The sequence below is a fragment of the Cellulosimicrobium cellulans genome, assembly GCF_024124905.1.
Classification (GTDB): Bacteria; Actinomycetota; Actinomycetes; order Actinomycetales; family Cellulomonadaceae; genus Cellulosimicrobium; species Cellulosimicrobium cellulans_G.
In genome coordinates, this window is sequence record NZ_JAMXST010000004.1 from 404153 (window position 1) to 421062 (window position 16910).

The following is a 16910-nucleotide window of genomic DNA, read 5'->3' on the forward strand; positions in this document are numbered from 1 at the left end:
ACTACTGCGGCAGGCCGCCGACCTGCCCCGGGGTGAGGTTGCCGTCACGGATGTCGATCCAGAACTGCCCCACGGTCTCGGGGTTCAGCTGCACGGTGGACCCGACGTTGCCGCCCGGCCGGTAGTCGGGGTTCGAGATCGGCGGCGTGCCCGTGATGCCGTCGGGACCGTTGGCCTTGCGGAACGCGAGGGCGAGCTTGCCGAGGTCGACGATGCCCGTGCTCTCGTCGACGGTGAGCGACCCGAGGCCGGAGTCCAGCAGCGAGACCTGGTCGCCGGGGCGGAACAGGATGCTCGGGTTCGCCGCCTTCGAGCTGATGGCGCCGATGACCTGGCGCTGGCGCTCGGCGCGGCCGATGTCGCCCTTCGGGTCGGAGTAGCGCATCCGCGAGAACGCGAGCGCGGTGTGGCCGTCGGCGACGTGGCACCCGGCGGTCCACACGAGTTCGCTGCGTTCGTCGTTCACGTCGTAGTCGAGGCACAGCTCCACGCCGCCGACGGCGTCGACGATGCCCTCGACCCCGCCGAACCCGACCTCGACGTAGTGGTCGACCGTGAGGCCGGTGAGCTGCTCGACCGTCTGCACGAGCAGCGGCGGGCCACCCCACGAGTACGCCGAGTTGAGCTTGCTCGCGCCGTTGCCCGGGATCTCCGCGTACGTGTCGCGCGGCAGGCTGATGAGCGCGACCGGGCCGCTCGGCGGGGCGTGCAGGACCATGATCGTGTCCGTGCGCGCGCCCTCGGTGCCGTCCTCGCTGATGCCTTCGCCGCGCGCGTCGGAGCCCGCGAGGAGATAGGTGTTCCCGGGCGTGCCGGGCGCACCGGAGAGGGCCTCGACGTGCTGGATCTTGCCGTTCGCCCAGATGAGCAGGCCGACCGGCCAGGCGAGGAGCGCGACGATCACGACGCACGCGACGAGCCCGACGACGCGGCCCTTGCGGACGCGGAACCCGCCCCCGCCGGCTCGAGGGGTCCCCGTGCCCGACGGCGGTCGCCCACCCCCGCCACCGGGTCGGCCGGTGCTCGGCCGCGGCGCCGCGCCCGGACGGCTCCGCGTCGTCGTGGGCACGGCCTGCGCACCCGCGTGGGGCGACGACGAGACGCGCGGAGGTGCCGCCGTCGCCTGGCGGGGCTGGCGCGACGGCGCGACCGACGGCGGGAGCGCGGACGACGCGGAGCTCGTCCGCGGGCGTGCGCCGCGCGCGGGCGGCGCCGGCGGCGGCGTGCCCTTGCGTGCGGGGGTCACGGGGATCTCGCGCGACGACTGGCGCTTGATGCGGGGCTCGAGGCGCACGGCGTCGTCGGGCACGGCGGGGCGGGGGCGCGCCGGGGCGCGCCCGCTGTTGCCCACGGCGATCGCGTCGTCGACGGACGACGGACGCGGGGCGCGGCCGCCCTGGGGCGTGAAGCTCGGGGGGAGCGACCGGGGGTCGCGCGAGGGGTCGGTCATGGCGTCACCCGCACTGCGCGGTCTCGTCGGCGGCGGAGAACGCCTCCTTGCCGGCTTCCTTCGTCTGCACCGGGGCGGGCTCGGCGGCCGCGTCGCCCGTCGGGTCGGCTGCACCCTCCCCGGTCTGCGACGGCGGCTCGGTGGCCTCGGCGGCGTCGGTGGACCCGCCTGCGGCCTCGTCGGTCGCGGGTGCGGGCGCGGCGATCGGCTCGTCGGCGCGCACCTTGGCCCAGAGCTCGTCGGCCTCCGACGTCCAGACGACCTTCGCGTCGGGGTCCTGCGGGTCCGGCGCGTTGGGAACGGTCATGAAGGTGATGTTGCCACTGGTCGCGCCCTTGAGGCTGAAGGCGAGCCCGGCGAGGCTCGGGATCGACGACAGGTTGGCGCTCATGGTCAGAGACTTGGTGCCCGCGTCGACGAACCCGTAGATCTGGCCGAGGTCCGAGAGCACGTTCTTCGAGAGCACCTGGTTCACCGTCGCGGCGAGGAGCTGCTGCTGGCGGCCGATACGGCTGAGGTCCGACCCGTCGCCCACGCCGTAGCGCGCCCGCGCGAACCCGAGCGCCTGGGCGCCGTCGAGCGTCTGCATCCCTGCGTCCAGCCGAAGGTCCGCCTTGGGCGAGTCGATCGGCTCGGGGATGCAGATGGGGACGCCGCCGATCGCCGTGACCATGTTCTGGAAACCCGCGAAGTCGACGACGACGAAGCCGTCGACGAACACGTCGGTCAGGCTCTCGACGGTCTGGGTCGCGCACGCGGCGGCCGAGTCGACGTCGCCACCGACGGTCGCGCCGTTCGCGAACGCGGCGTTGAAGCGGGTGGTGGCCGGCGCGGTCGTCTTGCCGTTCGTCGTGTGGCACGCCGGGACGTCCACCCGTGAGTCGCGGGGGATCGAGATCATCTCCACGCGCGTCCGGTCTGCCGAGACGTGCACGAGGATCGTCGTGTCCGAGCGCATGCCCGCGACGCCCGCGACCTCGTGGCCGTTCTCGCCGCCGCGCTCGTCGGAGCCCATCACGAGGATGTTGAGGGGCTTCCCGGCGTTGGGGTCGCTCGGGTCCGGGGTGGGCTGCTCAGGTCGGTCCGTCAGGAGCTCGAGCCCGTCCGACGGCGCGATGTTCCCCTGGATTCTCGACACCGCTGCGGCGCCGCCGACCGCGCCGAACGCGAGCACCGCCGTGGCGACGAGCCCGACGGCGCGGGCTGTCCCGCGGGACCTCATGGCCCGCGCGTGCGCCGGACCGCGCGACGGCTCGGCAGCCGCCGCGTCGCTGGTCTGGGCACGGGAACGGGAGGTCACGGGAGTCGAGCATAGGCGTGCGGTGCGACCTGGCCGCGCGGGCCGCGGGCTCGCGGGGTGGAGGAGTTGTGCAGGCGCGTGCGGTGCGAGGACCGGTCGGGTCAGCCCGCGGCGTCAGCGTCCGGGCGGCCGCCCTGGCCGTCGCGCTGCTCGAGCTCGTCGACCGACGCGTCGACCCGGCTGAGCCTCGCCTCTGCGAGGCTCAGCTCGCGCGTGAGCAGCGTGATCTTGCGGGCGAGAGCGTTCGCACGCCGGTGGCTCGTGGCGATGTAGCTCACGAACGCGATGACGAGGGCGTAGAGGAGGAGGTCGGTCCCGCGGCCGACGCCGAGCATGTTGGCCAGCCGGGTGAGCCACTCGGGGAACAGGACGGAGAGCCCGGCGACCACGACGAACCCGACGAGCAGCAGGCGGCGGATCGCCTGGTGCCGGGCGTCGACCGTGGAGCGGGTGAGCAGGACCGTGACCACGGCGATCGCGGCGACGAGGACGATCTGGATGAGCATGTGCGCTCCCGTCTACTTGAACACGAGGTCGACCAGGATGTTCACGGAGTTCCAGAGCGACTGGCCCTTGGCCCGGGAGTAGTCCGTGTAGAGGACGTGCACGGGGTACTCGCGCCAGGGGAGCCCGGTGCGTCCGAGCTGCAGCACGATCTCGCTCGCGTGCGCCATGCGGTCCTGGCGCAGCTCGACCTGGCGCGCCGCGTCGACGCGGACGACCCGCAGCCCGTTGTGGGCGTCGGTGAGCCGCAGGCCGGTGCTCTGGTTCGTGAACCAGACGGCCGTGCGCAGGACCGCCCGCTTGAGGAGCCCGGGCCGGGTCCGCGCGTCGAGGAACCGCGAGCCGAAGACGATCGCGACGTCCTCGCGCCGGGCCAGCTCGACCATCGCGGCGGCGTCCTCCACCTGGTGCTGACCGTCCGCGTCGAACGTGACGAGGTACTTCGCTCCCGGCAGGTCGCGGGCGAACTCGATCCCCGTCTGGAGGGCGGCTCCCTGGCCGAGGTTGACGGCGTGGCGCAGGACCGTGGCGCCCGCCTCCCGAGCCCGCTGCGCGGAGTCGTCCGAGCTGCCGTCGTCGACGCAGACGATCCGGGGGAACGTCCCGAGCGCGTTCTTGACCACGTCGGCCACGACCGCGCCCTCGTTGTACAGAGGGACGACGAGGCAGGCGTCCTCGACGGGGCCGATGGCCTCGACGGGCGGGCGGCCGGGTCCCGCCGCGTCCGATTCGTGCATGTCGCTCATTGTTGCAGGCGACCGGGGAAGGTCGGGACCTTCGCCGCTCTCGGAGGGGCAGCGGCGGCAGGTAACCTTGCCGACGCGGCGTCCGCGTCCGACGTGGTCGCTGCGCACCGTCCCGACACGAAGGAGCCCGCATGGGAGTCCGGATCGCCCCGAGCGCCGACGTCGCCGACGACGCGTCGATCGGCGACGGCAGCCAGATCTGGCACCTCGCCCAGGTGCGCGAGGGGGTGTCGATGGGAGAGTCGTGCGTCGTGGGGCGCGGGGCCTACATCGGTACCGGAGTACAGATGGGCCGGAACTGCAAGGTGCAGAACTACGCGCTCGTGTACGAGCCGGCGTCTCTCGCCGACGGGGTGTTCATCGGCCCCGCCGTGGTGCTCACCAACGACACCTACCCGCGGGCCGTGAACCCCGACGGATCGCTGAAGAGCGCGGACGACTGGCACGCGGTGGGCGTGACGATCGGCGAGGGCGCGGCGGTCGGGGCCCGTGCGGTGTGCGTCGCGCCCGTGACGATCGGAGCCTGGGCCACGGTGGCCGCGGGCGCGGTCGTGACGAGGGACGTCCCCGACCACGCGATCGTCGTCGGGGTCCCGGCGCGGCGCGTCGGCTGGGTGGGGCGCGCGGGCGAGCCGTTGCGGCGCGACGGGGAGCACTGGGTGTGCCCGGTGACGGGTACGCGCTACGAAGAGCACGACGAGACCATCAGAGAGGTTGCGGCCGAATGAGCCAGACACTGATCCCCGCGGCGAAGCCGATCGTCGGGGACGACGAGCGCGCGGCCGTGGACCGCGTCCTGCGCAGCGGGATGATCGCGCAGGGACCTGAGGTCGCCGCGTTCGAGCAGGAGTTCGCCGAGGTGCTCGTCGGCGGGCGCACGTGCGTCGCGGTGAACTCCGGGACCTCGGGCCTGCACCTCGGCCTCCTCGCCGCGGGCGTCGGCCCCGGCGACGAGGTGATCGTCCCGTCCTTCACGTTCGCGGCGACCGCCAACTCGGTCGCGCTGACCGGTGCGACGCCGGTCTTCGCCGACATCGAGCCGGACCAGTTCTGCCTCGCTCCCGACGCGGTGCGGGCCGCGATCACGGAGCGGACCAAGGCCATCATGCCGGTGCACCTCTACGGGCACCCGGCGGACATGACGGCGCTGGGCGCGCTCGCGGACGAGCACGGTCTGCTCCTGTTCGAGGACGCGGCACAGGCGCACGGGGCGACCCTCGACGGACGCCCGGTGGGCTCGTTCGGCGCGTTCGCCATGTTCAGCCTCTACCCGACGAAGAACATGACGTCGGGCGAGGGCGGCATGGTCTCGTGCGCGACCGACGAGATCGCGCGCAACGTCCGTCTGCTGCGCAACCAGGGCATGGAGCGCCAGTACGCCAACGAGGTCGTCGGCTTCAACGCCCGCATGACGGACGTCCACGCGGCGATCGGCCGGGTGCAGCTCACCAAGGTCCAGGGCTGGACGGCGGACCGCCAGCGCAACGCGGCCTTCCTGTCGGAGAACCTCGAGGGCGTCGTCACGCCTCCGGTCGCGGACGGGGCGGTGCACGTCTACCACCAGTACACGATCCGTGTCGCCGACGACCGCGACCGCGTGGTGACGGCTCTCCGCGAGGAGCACGGTGTGGGTTCCGGGGTCTACTACCCGATCCCGAACCACCGCCTCGAGAGCCTGAAGCACTTCGCGCCCGGTCTCGACCTGCCCGAGACCGAGATCGCGGCGCAGCAGGTGATCTCCCTCCCCGTGCACCCGTCGCTCACCCAGGGCGACCTCGAGCGCATCGTCACCGCGGTCAACTCCGTCGTGAAGGCAGGTGCGTGATGGCAGACCTGCGTGCGGGCCTGATCGGGCTCGGAGCGATGGGGCGGCACCATGCCCGGGTGCTCCGCGAGATCGACGGCGTCGACCTCGTCGCCGTCGCCGACCCCGGCGGTGACCCCTACGGAGTGGCGGGCGACCTGCCGGTCCTGCCCGACGTCGACGGGCTGATCGGCGCCGGCATCGAGATGGCCGTCGTCGCGGTCCCGACCGTGTACCACGAGGAGATCGCGCTGGCCCTCGCTGCCGCGGGCGTGCACACCCTCGTGGAGAAGCCCATCGCGGCCACGAGCGCGGCCGGTCGCAAGGTCGCCGAGGCGTTCGCCGCGGCCGGGCTCGTCGGCGCGGTCGGGCACATCGAGCGGTTCAACCCGGCGCTCCAGGAGCTGCGTCGCCGCATGGAGGCGGGCGAACTCGGGGAGGTCTACCAGATCGCGACCCGGCGGCAGGGGCCTTTCCCGGCGCGCATCGCCGACGTCGGCGTGGTGAAGGATCTCGGCACCCACGACATCGACCTCACGGCCTGGGTCGCCCAGAGCGCGTACCGTGCGGTCGCCGCGCAGACCACGCACCGCAGCGGGCGCCCGCACGAGGACATGGTGACCGCGACCGGCCGCCTGGAGAACGGCGTCGTGACCAACCACGTCGTCAACTGGCTCTCCCCGATGAAGGAGCGCGTCACGATCGTCACGGGCGAGCGGGGTGCGTTCGTCGCCGACACGGGCACGGCCGACCTCACCTTCTACGCCAACGGCGTCATCCCGACCGAGTGGGAGGCCGTCTCGGCGTTCCGCGGCGTGTCCGAGGGCGACATCACGCGCTACGCGTTCGCGAAGCGCGAGCCCCTGCGGGTCGAGCACGAGGCGTTCCGGGACGCCGTCCGGGGGATCCGCCAGGACGTCGTGACGATGGAGGAGGGCCTGCGCACCCTCGAGGTCGCCGAGGCCGTCCTGGAGTCGGCCGCGTCGGGGCAGACCGTCACGCTCTGAGCCGGCGCCCGGCGGCCCCGTGGTGGGGTCGCCGGGCCGACTCCCGACTCTCCCGGCGATCGTCCTGCGAGAACGTGCCCGCCTTGTGATACTGGCCGGGTTCGTCGGGGCGCGAGCAAGCCCTGGGTGATCTCTGCGACGACCGGGGTGAGCACGATGGCCAAGAGGTGGACGACCGTCCTGACGGTGCTGGCGGTGACCGTGACGTCGGCGGTGACGGGCAGCACCACCGCCGTGGCGGCCGGCCCCGCGACACGGGCCGCGACCTCTGTGGCTCCACGCGTCGCACCCGCCCCGCCGGCCGTGCCCGCACCGGTCGCCCCCGAGATCGACGAGACACCGCTCGAACCCGTCGACGCGTCCGGAGACGCCCCCACGGCGTCGGTGCCGTCGGAAGCGGGCGCTGCCGAGGGGCCCGGTGAGCAGGTGCTCCCCGAGGTCCCGGCCGACGACACGCCGAGCCCGGAGGGGACCTGGTCCGCGACCAGCCCGGCGACCGGTGCGACGACCGTCGTCGGCGTCACCTGGGACCTCGGGTCGGCAGGGGACGACGTCGTCGTCGAGGTGCGTTCACGTACCGGGACCGTCTGGACCGGGTGGAGCGACGTCCACGCGGAGGACGCCGAGCCGACCGGGGGCGCCGGGGAGCAGCGCGACGGTACCGAGCCGCTGTTCGTCGGGGACGTCGACGAGGTCGAGGCGCGGATCCTTCCCGGGACCGGGCCGACGCCCGTCGACCCGGTCCTGGTCGTGGTCGACCCCGGCGCGGACTCGGGGACCGCGGGAGGGGGAGCCGGCGGTGCGGGCGGGCTCGGTCGGTCCGCGACCGCCGGGCTCGCGACTCCCGCCGCCGCACCGGCGGCCGCGCTGCCGACCGCCACGACCCGTCCGGCGATCTACTCGCGCGCCCAGTGGGGTGCCGACGAGCGGCTGATGACGTGGACGCCCCAGACCGGCAACGTCGTCGGCGCGGTCGTGCACCACACGGCCGGGTCGAACGACTACACCGCGGACCAGGTCCCGGCACTCATCCGGGGCATCTACGCGTACCACGCGCAGTCCCGCGGGTGGGGCGACATCGGGTACAACTTCCTCGTCGACAAGTACGGGCGCATCTGGGAAGGGCGCGCCGGAGGGATCGACCGGGGGATCGTCGGTGCGCACGCGTCCGGGGTCAACTCCCAGCGCTTCGGCGTCTCCGTGATGGGGAACTTCGACGCCGCGCAGGTCTCGGGGGCGGCCGTCGACGCCGTGTCCTCGGTCATCGCGTGGAAGCTCGACATCCACGGCGTTCGCGGAGCGGGCGGGAGCATCGTCGTCGGGCACCGGGACGTGGGCCAGACGTCGTGCCCCGGAGCCACGCTCTACGCGGCGCTCCCGCAGATCCGCTCCCTCGCGGCGGCGCGCCAGGGTCCCGTGCACGACCGTTCCCTCCGGAGGGACCTCGGGCTCGACGGCTACCCGGACCTCGTGTCGCGCACCGCGACCGGGGTCTCGATGCTCACGGCCACGGCCTCGGGGTGGGGGCAGACCCGGACGGTCGGTTCCGGCTGGCCCGGTTCCCGGGTGATCGCCCCCGGTGACTGGAACGGGGACGGTTCCCCGGACCTCATGATCGTCGACCCGGCGTCCGGAGACCTGTGGCTGTACCCGGGCACCGCGAACGGCGGCTGGGCCGCGAAGCAGAGGATCGGGGTCGGCTGGGGCGTCGCGAACCTGATCGTCGGCGGGCACGACTGGAACGGCGACGACACGACGGACCTCCTCATGAGGCGGCACGACGGGACTCTCTGGCTCTACCCCGGCAACGGGCGCGGCGGCTTCGGCACACCGCGGCAGGTGGGCACCGGCTGGAACGCGATGAGCTCGATCGCCATGGTGGGAGACCTCGGCAACGGGCGCCCGGCGCTCGTCGCGCGGACCGGCGGCAACCTCTACACGTACACGGGTGACGGGCACGGCGGGTTCGCCAGCGGTCGGACGTTCGTCGGGTCCGGCTGGGACGTGATGACCACCATCGTCGGCCCGGGAGACCTCAACGACGACGGCCTGCCCGACGTCGTGGCACGGGACGTCCAGGGGAATCTGTGGCGCTACGTGGGGGACGGTGCCGGACGGCTGCTCGGACGGTCGCAGATCGGGCACCAGTGGCAGGGGTTCACCGCGGTGCACCCCGCCGGTCGTGCAGGTCGGGGCGAGGACTTCTTCGCGGTGGGTGCAGACGGCGCGCTGCACCGCTACTCCTATCTCGGTGGCGCGGGCTTCACGCGGGCCGTGGGCACCGGCATCTCCGGTTCGGCCGTCGCCGAGGCCATCGCTCCCGGAGACTGGAACGGTGACGGTCGGCCCGACCTCATGACCCGCCGGAGCAACGGCGACCTGTTCCTCCACGCCGGCACGGCGACCGGCAGCTTCGCGACGTCCGGGACGCGCGTGGGGACGGGCTGGGAGGTCATGACCCAGGTGATCGGAGCGGGCGACTGGCTCGGGACGGGCGTCCCGGGTCTGCTTGCCTTCCAACGGGGCACGGGGCAGATCTGGCTGTACCCGGGGGACGGCCGGGGCGGGTTCGGGACCCGCGTCCTGATCGCCCAGGGCGCACAGTTCCTCGACCGGATCGTCTCGGCGGGCCACTGGCGCGGCGGTGCGGCGCCGGACCTCGTCGCGCGCGAGGCCGGCACCGGGCGGCTCCTGCTCTACCCGGGCAACGGCGGCGCACGGCTCGGGGCGGCCTCGGTGATCGGGACCGGGTGGGACGTCATGTCGAGCATCGTGGGTGCGGGCGACGTGGACGGCGACGGGCGACCCGACCTGGTCGCCACGCGCTCGGACAGGTCGATCGTCCTGTACTCGGGCAACGGGTCGGGAGGGTTCCGGACGTGGCGGACGATCGCCACGGCCCCGTCGGGCGCTTCCGTCTCGTGAGCCGGTGACGCCTCAGAACGTCCTCGTGATGCCGTTCCACCCGGAGCCCACCTGCATCCGGGCGGCGAACCGCGTGCCGGTCCACGGATAGAGGTAGAACCGGCCGGCGGCGTCGGCCGCGAGGAGGTCGGGGATCCCGTCCCGGCCGAAGTCGGCCACCGGGGTGAGGAGCCGCATGCCCTGCCACCCGGAGCCGATCTGCACCGGGCTGAACCCGCCCGCCCCGTCGCCGCGGTAGAGCAGGAGCCGTCCGGCGGCGTCGACCGCCAGCAGGTCCGACCAGCCGTCGCCGTCCCAGTCACCGCCGCCGCCGACCCACGAGATGACGTCCCAGCCGCCGCCCACGAGCACGGCGCTCGCGAGCCTCCCGTCGCCCAGACCGGGGTAGAGCCACATCCGGCCCGACGTGTCGACCGCCAGGAGGTCGGCCGACCCGTCGCGCCCGACGTCCCCGGGGGCGACGAGGAACCGCATGGAGCCCCAGCCATGGCCAGCCTGGACACGGGCGCCGAGCGTCCCGGCCGCCGTCGTCGGGTAGCGCCACAGGCGCCCGGCCTGGTCGACGGCGAGGACGTCGTCGCGCCCGTCGCGATCGAGATCGTTGGCGCGGACCGCGAGCCGCATCGTCTGCCAGTCGTGGCCCGCCGGGCGGCTGCCGACGAACCGGCCGTCCCCGTCCCCGAGGTATGCCGTCAGACTGCCGTCCGCCCGCTGGCCGAGGACGTCTACGCGCCCGTCGTTGGTGGAGTCGCTGTCGAGCCGGCTCGTGCCGGTGAGCTTCCACCAGTCGGAGCGCAGACCGAAGGCGCTGCGGAACTGCGCGCCCGTGAGCGTGACGGAGCCTGCCGAGCCGGTGACGACGACCCGGACCACGCGCCCGCCCCACTCGCCGTCGCCGGTACGCGACATGACGTCGATGCTGCGGGGCGAGCCGATCTGCGGGTACCGCGCGCCGACGTCCGCGGCTCGGAGCGAGACGCTCCACGCGTGCACCGGGTTGCCCTGCGCGTCCCACGGGTCCGGTCGGGACGGGAGGTAGGGGAAGGACCCGGCCGCGCTCCAGCCGCCGTTCGACGAGCCGAACTGGGTGAAGGCGAGGCTGCCGCCGTAGTGACGCACCTGCCCCGAGGTCGCGGCGACGGCGGCGTCCGTCGAGGCCGCCTCGTGGTGGCGCGTCTCGACCCCCGCCGAGGTGAAGCTCTTGTGCCCGGGATAGACCTGGCAGGCGGTGGTGTCGCACGTCTGCCACGAGCCCGACCGGTGCGCGCGGTCGTACGACGCGTAGGTGCGCGCGGCGACGGCCTGCGCCCGCAGCGCGTCCGCCGGCCAGCTCGACGGCGACTCCGCCGGCACGACGGAGCGCAGGTAGTCCTCGAGGCCCACCACGTTGACGGTCTGCTGCCCGGGGCTCGCCCCGGAGGGGACGGCTCGGACCGTGCCGCGGTAGTCCGTCTGCGTGCCGTCGGGCCTGATCAGACGGATGAACCCCGATGGCGCGGCGATGCTCAGGAAGCCGGGGGAGGCGCCCTGCGACCACTGTCTCCAGGTCCCGCCGACGAGCCCGTGCAGCACGAACCCGCCGGACCCTCGGACGATGCGCCACTGCTGCGGTGTCACGCCGCCGAAGCTGATCGGGGTGCCGGTCGAGACCGCGTCGCTCGCCGTCATGCCCGGGACCGCGAGGATGCGGACGTCGTTGTCCGTGTCTCCGCTGATGAGGACGCTGATCGTGCTCGCGGGCTGGGTGACCCGGGCCGTACCGGGGTAGTACGCGTCCAGGATCTGCTGGTAGCCCACCCCCTGCGAAGCGGCCGCGCGTGCCCCCCACTGCGACATCCCGCGGCCGTGACCGAAGCCCCGCCCCGCGACCGTGACGGTCGTGCCGGTGCCGAGAACCACCCGTTCCTGGGTGAGCGTGTCCGCGCGTGCGACGACGGACTGCGTGACGAACGACGTCCCGACCAGGACGGCCGTCAGGAGCGACGCCGTCATCCTCTTCCGTGCCCCCATGGGTGACCTCCGTAGCTCTCGGTCCGATCCACGGTAGGTCGGGTGACGGGAGGGCGCCCGGCGGGCAGGTACCCTGGTGCGTCGTCGGGCGCCGTGCCCGACCCGAGACGAGGGGGAAGACCTGGCCGGCGTCGTGCGGACAGTGCTCGGGCACTCGGCGTTCCGCTACCTGCTGGTGGGCGGCTTCGCCTTCCTCCTCGACCTCGGGCTGCTCGCCCTGAGCTACCGGGTGCTCGGTGCGCCGCTGTGGCTCGCGACGGCGGTCGGGTTCTGGGGCAGCTTCGCGTTCAACTTCACGCTCCAGCGGCGCTATGCCTTCGGCGGTGCCATGCCGACGGGGCCCGCGTTGTGGCGGTACGGCGTCCTCCTGGCGGTGAACTCGCTCGCGAACATCGCGGTGGTCGGTCTCTTCGAGCACCTCGGTTGGGGCTATGCCGTCGGCAAGGTCGCCGTCACCGTCGCACAGACCGTCTGGAACTACTTCGCCTACCGCTACTGGGTCTTCGGCGGGCGCGCGGCCCCCGCCGCACCCGGCGACGACCGAGCCGGGCCTCAGGTGCCCGTCGAGCACGACCGCAAGGAGAGCTGAGGATGTACAAGGGTGCGCGGATCGCCGCCGTCGTGCCGGCCTACCGTGAGGAGGCCATGATCGCGACGGTCGTCACCACGATGCCGGACTTCGTCGACGACATCGTCATCGTGGACGACTGCAGCCCCGACGGGACCTCCGACGTCGTCAAGGCGCTGGACGACCCGCGCGTGACGCTCGTGCGCCACGAGGTGAACAAGGGCGTCGGCGGGGCGATCATCACCGGGCACCGCACCGCGATGGGGCTGGGCTCGGACGTCAACGTCGTCATGGCCGGCGACGCCCAGATGGACCCGGACTACCTTCCCGACCTCTTGGACCCGGTGACGTCCGGCGGCTACGGCTTCGCGAAGGCGAACCGGTTCTTCCGCCCGGACTCGTACACGGGCATGCCCCGATATCGCGTGTTCGGGAACATCGTGCTCTCGTTCCTCACGAAGTTCGCGTCGGGGTACTGGCACCTCTTCGACCCGCAGAACGGGTACACGGCCATCCGGACGTCCGTGCTGGAGAAGCTCGCGCTCGACCGCGTCGCGGAGCGCTACAGCTTCGAGAACGACCTGCTCATCCACCTGAACGTGGCCGGCACCGCGGCGGTCGACGTCCCGATCCCCGCCGTGTACGGCGCCGAGGTGTCGAGCATCCGTCTGGGCAAGGTCGTCCCCGAGCTGCTCAGCCTGCTCTTCCGCGGGTACTGGTACCGGATCTGGTACCGGTACGTCCTCTGGTCGTTCTCCGCCGTCGCGCTGCTGCTGTTCTCGGGCCTCCTCCTCACGCTCTTCGGCGTCGTCGCCGGGGTCTGGATCATCGCCGCGACCTGGGACTCGCCGCCGGCCACGGCCGGGACGGTCCTCCTCGCGGTCACCCCGTTCGTGCTCGGCGTCCAGATGCTCGTGTCGTCGTTGCAGCTCGACATCCAGGAGAGCCCCGACACCCCGACGCTCGCACCGTTCGACGAGGGATGAGCCCCGAGAAGGAGCTCCGCGGCGAGGGCAGGGACGTTCGCCGCGGGGGGCGACCGGCCCGCGTCACGATCGCGTCGCGGATCTTCCTCCCGGAACCCGCCGCGGCGTCTTTCCGGCTCGCGGCGCTGGCCTCGGCGCTCGCGGACGAGGGGGCGGAGGTCACCGTCGTGACGGCCTCGGTGCCCGCGTCGATGGTCCCTGGCCCCGAGCACGAGCGCGTCCGTGTGCGGCGCCGCCCCGTGCTCCGGGACGCCAGCGGGTACGTCCGGGGATACGTCCCCTACCTGAGCTTCGACGTTCCCCTCTTCTTCCGCCTGCTCGCCGGCCGACGGCCCGACGTGGTCGTGGCCGAGCCACCGCCGACCACGGGCGCGGTGGTGCGCCTGGTGTGCGCTCTCCGACGGGTCCCGTACGTCTACTACGCCGCAGACATCGTCTCGGACGCCGCCGGGTCGACCGGTGCGCCTCGGCTCGTGGTGGGCGTCGTGCGCGCGCTCGAGCGATTCGCCCTGCGCGGCGCGACATCGGTCCTCACGGTGACGGACGCGGTCGAGGCACGGGCGTCGCAGCTCGGGGCCTCGCGGACGACCATCGTGCGGCACGGCGTCGACACCGCGACCTTCAACGCCGACGTGGTGCCGCTCGGGCCCGAGGGCCGGGGCCCGTTCGCCGTGTACGCGGGCAACGCCTCGGAGTGGCACGGTGCCGAGGTCTTCCTCGAGGCCTGGTCCGGCGTCGTGCGAGCCGTCCCGCGCGCACGCCTCGTCTTCCTCGGACGAGGCAGCATGCACAGCCGTCTCGCCGAGATGGCTGCCGCGCTGCCCGACGGCGGAGCGAGCGTGACGTTCCTGCCGCAGCAACCGGCAGCCCAGGCAGCCCGTTGGCTCCGCGGCGCCGACGTCGCGCTCTCGAGCATCCGACCCCGGTCGGGGTACGAGTTCGCCATCCCGACCAAGGCGCTCGCGGCGATGGCGGTCGGCACGCCGGTCCTGCAGGCGGGTCCCGGTCCGGTCGGGCAGATCATCGAGCGGGCGGACGCGGGACGCGCGGTACCGCACACGTCCGACGCCGTCACGCGCGCGCTGGTGGACATGCTCGAGGCGCCACCGTCTCCTGACGAGCGGCTCCGGATCGCGACGTGGGCCGACGAGCACCTCTCGGTGCGCTCGACGGCGGCGGTCGCCGCTCGGCGTGTCCTGGCCTCCGCCGTCCGCGGGGGCGGCGATCTCGAGGAGGGCGGATGACGACGCGTGCATGGGGCGACGAACCGGTCGTCGACGTCTTTCTCGGCGTGCACAGCACGTCTCGACCTGTCGAGCGAGCGGTGCGCGCCGCGCTGCGGAACACCGTTCCGGTCCGCGTCACGGTGGTCGCGCACAACGTCGGGTCGCAGGCGGTGCGTGACCGTCTCGGGGCGCTCGCGAACGACCGGCGCGTGCGCATCGTCGAGCTGCAGGACGGCGTGCGCTCTCCGGCGAACGCGTTCAACAAGGGTCTCGAGGTCTCGACCGCCACGTACGTGAGCGTCGTCGGTTCCGACGACGAGCTCGCGCCAGGTGCGCTCGATGCCTGGGTCGCGCTCGCCGAACGCCACTCTGCCGACGTCGTCGTCGCGCCGATCTTCCGCATCCCGACCGGGCCCGTGCCGTCCCCTCGGGTGCGGGCGTGGCACCGGGGTCCGCTGGACGGTGACCGAGACCGTCTCTTCGAGCGGACCGCGCCTCTCGGCCTGCTGCGCCGGGTGCGCTTCGCGGACCTGCGCTACCCCGAGGGTCTGCCGCGCGGCGTGGACCAGGCGTACGGACTCCACCTCTGGTTCACGGGTGCGCGCATCGTGTTCGACCCTTCGAGCCCCGCGTATCTCGAGCACGACGACCAGCAGGACCGGGTGACCCGCGCGGGCGGGCGCGCGCGCGACGACCTGGCGTACCTGGGGTCGATCGAGCAAGGAGAGGCGTTCCGGAGGATGTCGACGGCCGCGAGACGGGCCGTCGCCGCCAAGATCGTGCGCGTGCACGTGCTCAGTGCCGTCGAACGGCGGATCGGCGCGGACGGGCTCGACCCGGAAGACCGTGAGGACGTCGCGTCGGCGGTCGCCCGGCTCACCTCCTGGGCACCGGGTGTCCTCGGCCTCCTCGCGATCCGTGACCATCGAGCCCTCACCCGTGCGCTGAGTGCCGACGCGTCGGCCGAACAGCTGCGAGCGGCGTTCGGCGGGCGGTCGCGGTACCTCTCGCCGGGGGCGCTCGTCACACGAAACCCGCTGAGACTGCTCCATCGCCACGCGCCCCTGCGGTCGCTCGTCGCCGGCTACGTGGTCGCGCGGCGCATCCGTGAGGCGCGGGCGGCAGCGGCGCGCACGGATGCGCAGTCCCCCGCGGGGGACGTGGGCGCGTGACGGGAAAGCCCTCTGCGCGGTGGCGACGGGTGCTGTCGTGGATCGTCTCCTGGCTCCCGCCGGCGTTGTTCCTCCGGGTCGTGCCGTGGTTCGGACGCAGGGAGCGGGGCGCGGCTCCTCGCGTGCAGGTCCCGTCGACGCCGGTGCGTCTGTTCCTCGGCCCGGCGAACTCGGCGGGCCAGGGCTGGGAGTGGGCTCGTGCCGCTGAGCGGGGCCTCGAGGGGGTCGGTGCCCGGAACATGGCCTACCGGCGTCCGCTGCCCTTCGAGGCCGACGTCGACGCGCCCCGCGTGCTGCGAGGCTCGCGGGCCTGGCAGCATGCGCAGCGCCGTGCCGTGCGGAAGTTCACCCACGTCGTCGTCGAGGCGCAGCTTCCGCTGTTCCCCGCTCTCGGGCAGGACGTCGAGGCGGAGATCCAGAGCCTGCGGGCCGCGGGGATCTCGGTCGCGACGTTGTGCCACGGCAGCGACATCCGTCGTCCGAGCGCGCACGCGGAACGCGACCCGTGGTCGCCGTTCCTCCTCGAGTCGTACACCGACACGGCGGCACTGGAGGCGCGCACCGGACGTAACCACGACCTGCTGCGGCGCCTCCACGACGCGGGGGTCCCCGCGTTCGTCTCGACGCCGGACCTGCTCCTCGACGTCCCGTGGGCGACGTGGCTGCCCGTGGTCGTCGACGTGCCGCGGTGGAGGTCCACGACCGTCCCGCTCGAGCGCGCAGTCCCCGTCGTCGTCCATGCCCCGAGCCGTGCCGCGCTCAAGGGCACCGATCTCGTCGAGCCCGTCCTCCGGGACCTCGAGCGGTCCGGACTCGTGGAGTACCGCCAGGCGACGGGGCTCGACCGCGACGAGATGCTGGAGCTGTACCGCGGGGCCGACGTCGTCGTCGACCAGCTCCGTCTCGGTATCTACGGCGTGGCGGCCTGCGAGGCGATGGCGGCGGGCAGGGTCGTCGTCTCGCACGTCGACGAGCACTCGCGTCGGCTGGCGAAGGAGGCGGCCCACCACGACCTTCCCGTGGTCGAGGCGACGTCCGACACGCTTCGCGGCGTCCTCCTCGACGTCCTCGAGCATCGGGACCGGGCTCAGCGGGTCGCGGCCCGGGGCCCGGTGTTCGTCGAGACGCTCCACGACGGCCGCGCGTCGGCGCGGGCGCTCGCCCCCTTCCTGTCCGGACCCCCGACCGCACGTCGGTAGACTCGATCGGTTG

General features: G+C 73.3%; 14 protein-coding genes. 9 read left to right on the forward strand and 5 right to left on the reverse strand.

The window, feature by feature from the left end; all coding sequences use genetic code 11:
- Position 1: 1 nt before the first annotated feature.
- The 4 genes from NHH00_RS13980 to NHH00_RS13995 form a co-directional block, all read right to left on the reverse strand.
- Complete coding sequence (locus tag NHH00_RS13980; protein WP_253053127.1) at positions 2–1450, reverse strand: LCP family protein; 1449 nt, start codon at positions 1448–1450, stop codon at positions 2–4.
- Between the two features lie 4 nt (positions 1451–1454).
- Entirely contained in the window at positions 1455–2750 is a 1296-nt protein-coding gene (locus NHH00_RS13985; protein ID WP_253053129.1) for an LCP family protein, read from the reverse strand.
- Positions 2751–2851: 101 nt separating this feature from the next.
- Complete coding sequence (locus tag NHH00_RS13990; protein WP_253053131.1) at positions 2852–3256, reverse strand: DUF2304 domain-containing protein; 405 nt, start codon at positions 3254–3256, stop codon at positions 2852–2854.
- Positions 3257–3268: 12 nt separating this feature from the next.
- Positions 3269–3991, reverse strand: a complete 723-nt coding sequence (locus tag NHH00_RS13995; protein ID WP_253053133.1) for a glycosyltransferase family 2 protein — start codon at positions 3989–3991, stop codon at positions 3269–3271.
- 140 nt (positions 3992–4131) lie between these two features.
- Here NHH00_RS13995 and NHH00_RS14000 point away from each other — a divergent pair, with 140 nt between their 5' ends.
- The 4 genes from NHH00_RS14000 to NHH00_RS14015 all read left to right on the forward strand — a co-directional run bounded on the left by NHH00_RS14000 (position 4132) and on the right by NHH00_RS14015 (position 9736).
- The gene (locus NHH00_RS14000) at positions 4132–4728 is read left to right on the forward strand and encodes an acyltransferase (protein ID WP_253053135.1); all 597 of its coding nucleotides are present in this window, start codon (positions 4132–4134) and stop codon (positions 4726–4728) included.
- A complete protein-coding gene (locus NHH00_RS14005) occupies positions 4725–5825 on the forward strand; it encodes a DegT/DnrJ/EryC1/StrS family aminotransferase (RefSeq protein ID WP_253053137.1) in 1101 nt (366 codons plus the stop codon). Before NHH00_RS14000 ends, NHH00_RS14005 begins: the two co-directional genes overlap by 4 nt.
- A complete protein-coding gene (locus NHH00_RS14010) occupies positions 5825–6811 on the forward strand; it encodes a Gfo/Idh/MocA family protein (protein ID WP_253053139.1) in 987 nt (328 codons plus the stop codon). The genes NHH00_RS14005 and NHH00_RS14010 overlap by 1 nt, the downstream gene beginning before the upstream one ends.
- A 126-nt stretch (positions 6812–6937) precedes the next feature.
- The gene (locus NHH00_RS14015; RefSeq protein WP_253053141.1) at positions 6938–9736 is read left to right on the forward strand and encodes an FG-GAP-like repeat-containing protein; all 2799 of its coding nucleotides are present in this window, start codon (positions 6938–6940) and stop codon (positions 9734–9736) included.
- A gap of 12 nt (positions 9737–9748) precedes the next feature.
- Here the strand turns inward: NHH00_RS14015 and NHH00_RS14020 are convergent, their stop codons facing one another.
- Complete coding sequence (locus tag NHH00_RS14020) at positions 9749–11728, reverse strand: SpoIID/LytB domain-containing protein (protein WP_253053143.1); 1980 nt, start codon at positions 11726–11728, stop codon at positions 9749–9751.
- A 151-nt stretch (positions 11729–11879) separates the two neighbouring features.
- On the opposite strand from NHH00_RS14020, the gene NHH00_RS14025 reads away from it, so the two are divergent.
- From NHH00_RS14025 to NHH00_RS14045, 5 genes are all read left to right on the forward strand, one after another.
- On the forward strand, positions 11880–12335 hold the full coding sequence (locus NHH00_RS14025; RefSeq protein ID WP_253053145.1) for a GtrA family protein: 456 nt from the start codon (positions 11880–11882) through the stop codon (positions 12333–12335).
- Positions 12336–12337: 2 nt separating this feature from the next.
- Positions 12338–13300, forward strand: coding sequence for a glycosyltransferase family 2 protein (locus NHH00_RS14030; RefSeq protein ID WP_253053147.1), 963 nt, complete (start codon positions 12338–12340; stop codon positions 13298–13300).
- The gene (locus tag NHH00_RS14035; RefSeq protein ID WP_253053149.1) at positions 13297–14544 is read left to right on the forward strand and encodes a glycosyltransferase family 4 protein; all 1248 of its coding nucleotides are present in this window, start codon (positions 13297–13299) and stop codon (positions 14542–14544) included. The genes NHH00_RS14030 and NHH00_RS14035 overlap by 4 nt, the downstream gene beginning before the upstream one ends.
- Positions 14541–15698: a glycosyltransferase gene (locus NHH00_RS14040; RefSeq protein ID WP_253053151.1), complete on the forward strand. Its 1158-nt coding sequence runs from the start codon at positions 14541–14543 to the stop codon at positions 15696–15698. The genes NHH00_RS14035 and NHH00_RS14040 overlap by 4 nt, the downstream gene beginning before the upstream one ends.
- A 122-nt stretch (positions 15699–15820) precedes the next feature.
- Positions 15821–16897 (forward strand): hypothetical protein, encoded by a 1077-nt coding sequence (locus NHH00_RS14045; RefSeq protein WP_253053153.1) that lies wholly within the window; start codon positions 15821–15823, stop codon positions 16895–16897.
- Positions 16898–16910: the final 13 nt, after the last annotated feature.

Coding starts and splice junctions, on each gene's coding strand:
- NHH00_RS13980 (WP_253053127.1), bottom strand. CDS start 1,450: ATGACCGACCCCTCGCGCGACCCCCGGTCGCTCCCCCCGAGCTTCACG.
- NHH00_RS13990 (WP_253053131.1), bottom strand. CDS start 3,256: ATGCTCATCCAGATCGTCCTCGTCGCCGCGATCGCCGTGGTCACGGTC.
- NHH00_RS13995 (WP_253053133.1), bottom strand. CDS start 3,991: ATGCACGAATCGGACGCGGCGGGACCCGGCCGCCCGCCCGTCGAGGCC.
- NHH00_RS14000 (WP_253053135.1), top strand. CDS start 4,132: ATGGGAGTCCGGATCGCCCCGAGCGCCGACGTCGCCGACGACGCGTCG.
- NHH00_RS14005 (WP_253053137.1), top strand. CDS start 4,725: ATGAGCCAGACACTGATCCCCGCGGCGAAGCCGATCGTCGGGGACGAC.
- NHH00_RS14010 (WP_253053139.1), top strand. CDS start 5,825: ATGGCAGACCTGCGTGCGGGCCTGATCGGGCTCGGAGCGATGGGGCGG.
- NHH00_RS14020 (WP_253053143.1), bottom strand. CDS start 11,728: ATGACGGCGTCGCTCCTGACGGCCGTCCTGGTCGGGACGTCGTTCGTC.
- NHH00_RS14030 (WP_253053147.1), top strand. CDS start 12,338: ATGTACAAGGGTGCGCGGATCGCCGCCGTCGTGCCGGCCTACCGTGAG.
- NHH00_RS14035 (WP_253053149.1), top strand. CDS start 13,297: ATGAGCCCCGAGAAGGAGCTCCGCGGCGAGGGCAGGGACGTTCGCCGC.
- NHH00_RS14040 (WP_253053151.1), top strand. CDS start 14,541: ATGACGACGCGTGCATGGGGCGACGAACCGGTCGTCGACGTCTTTCTC.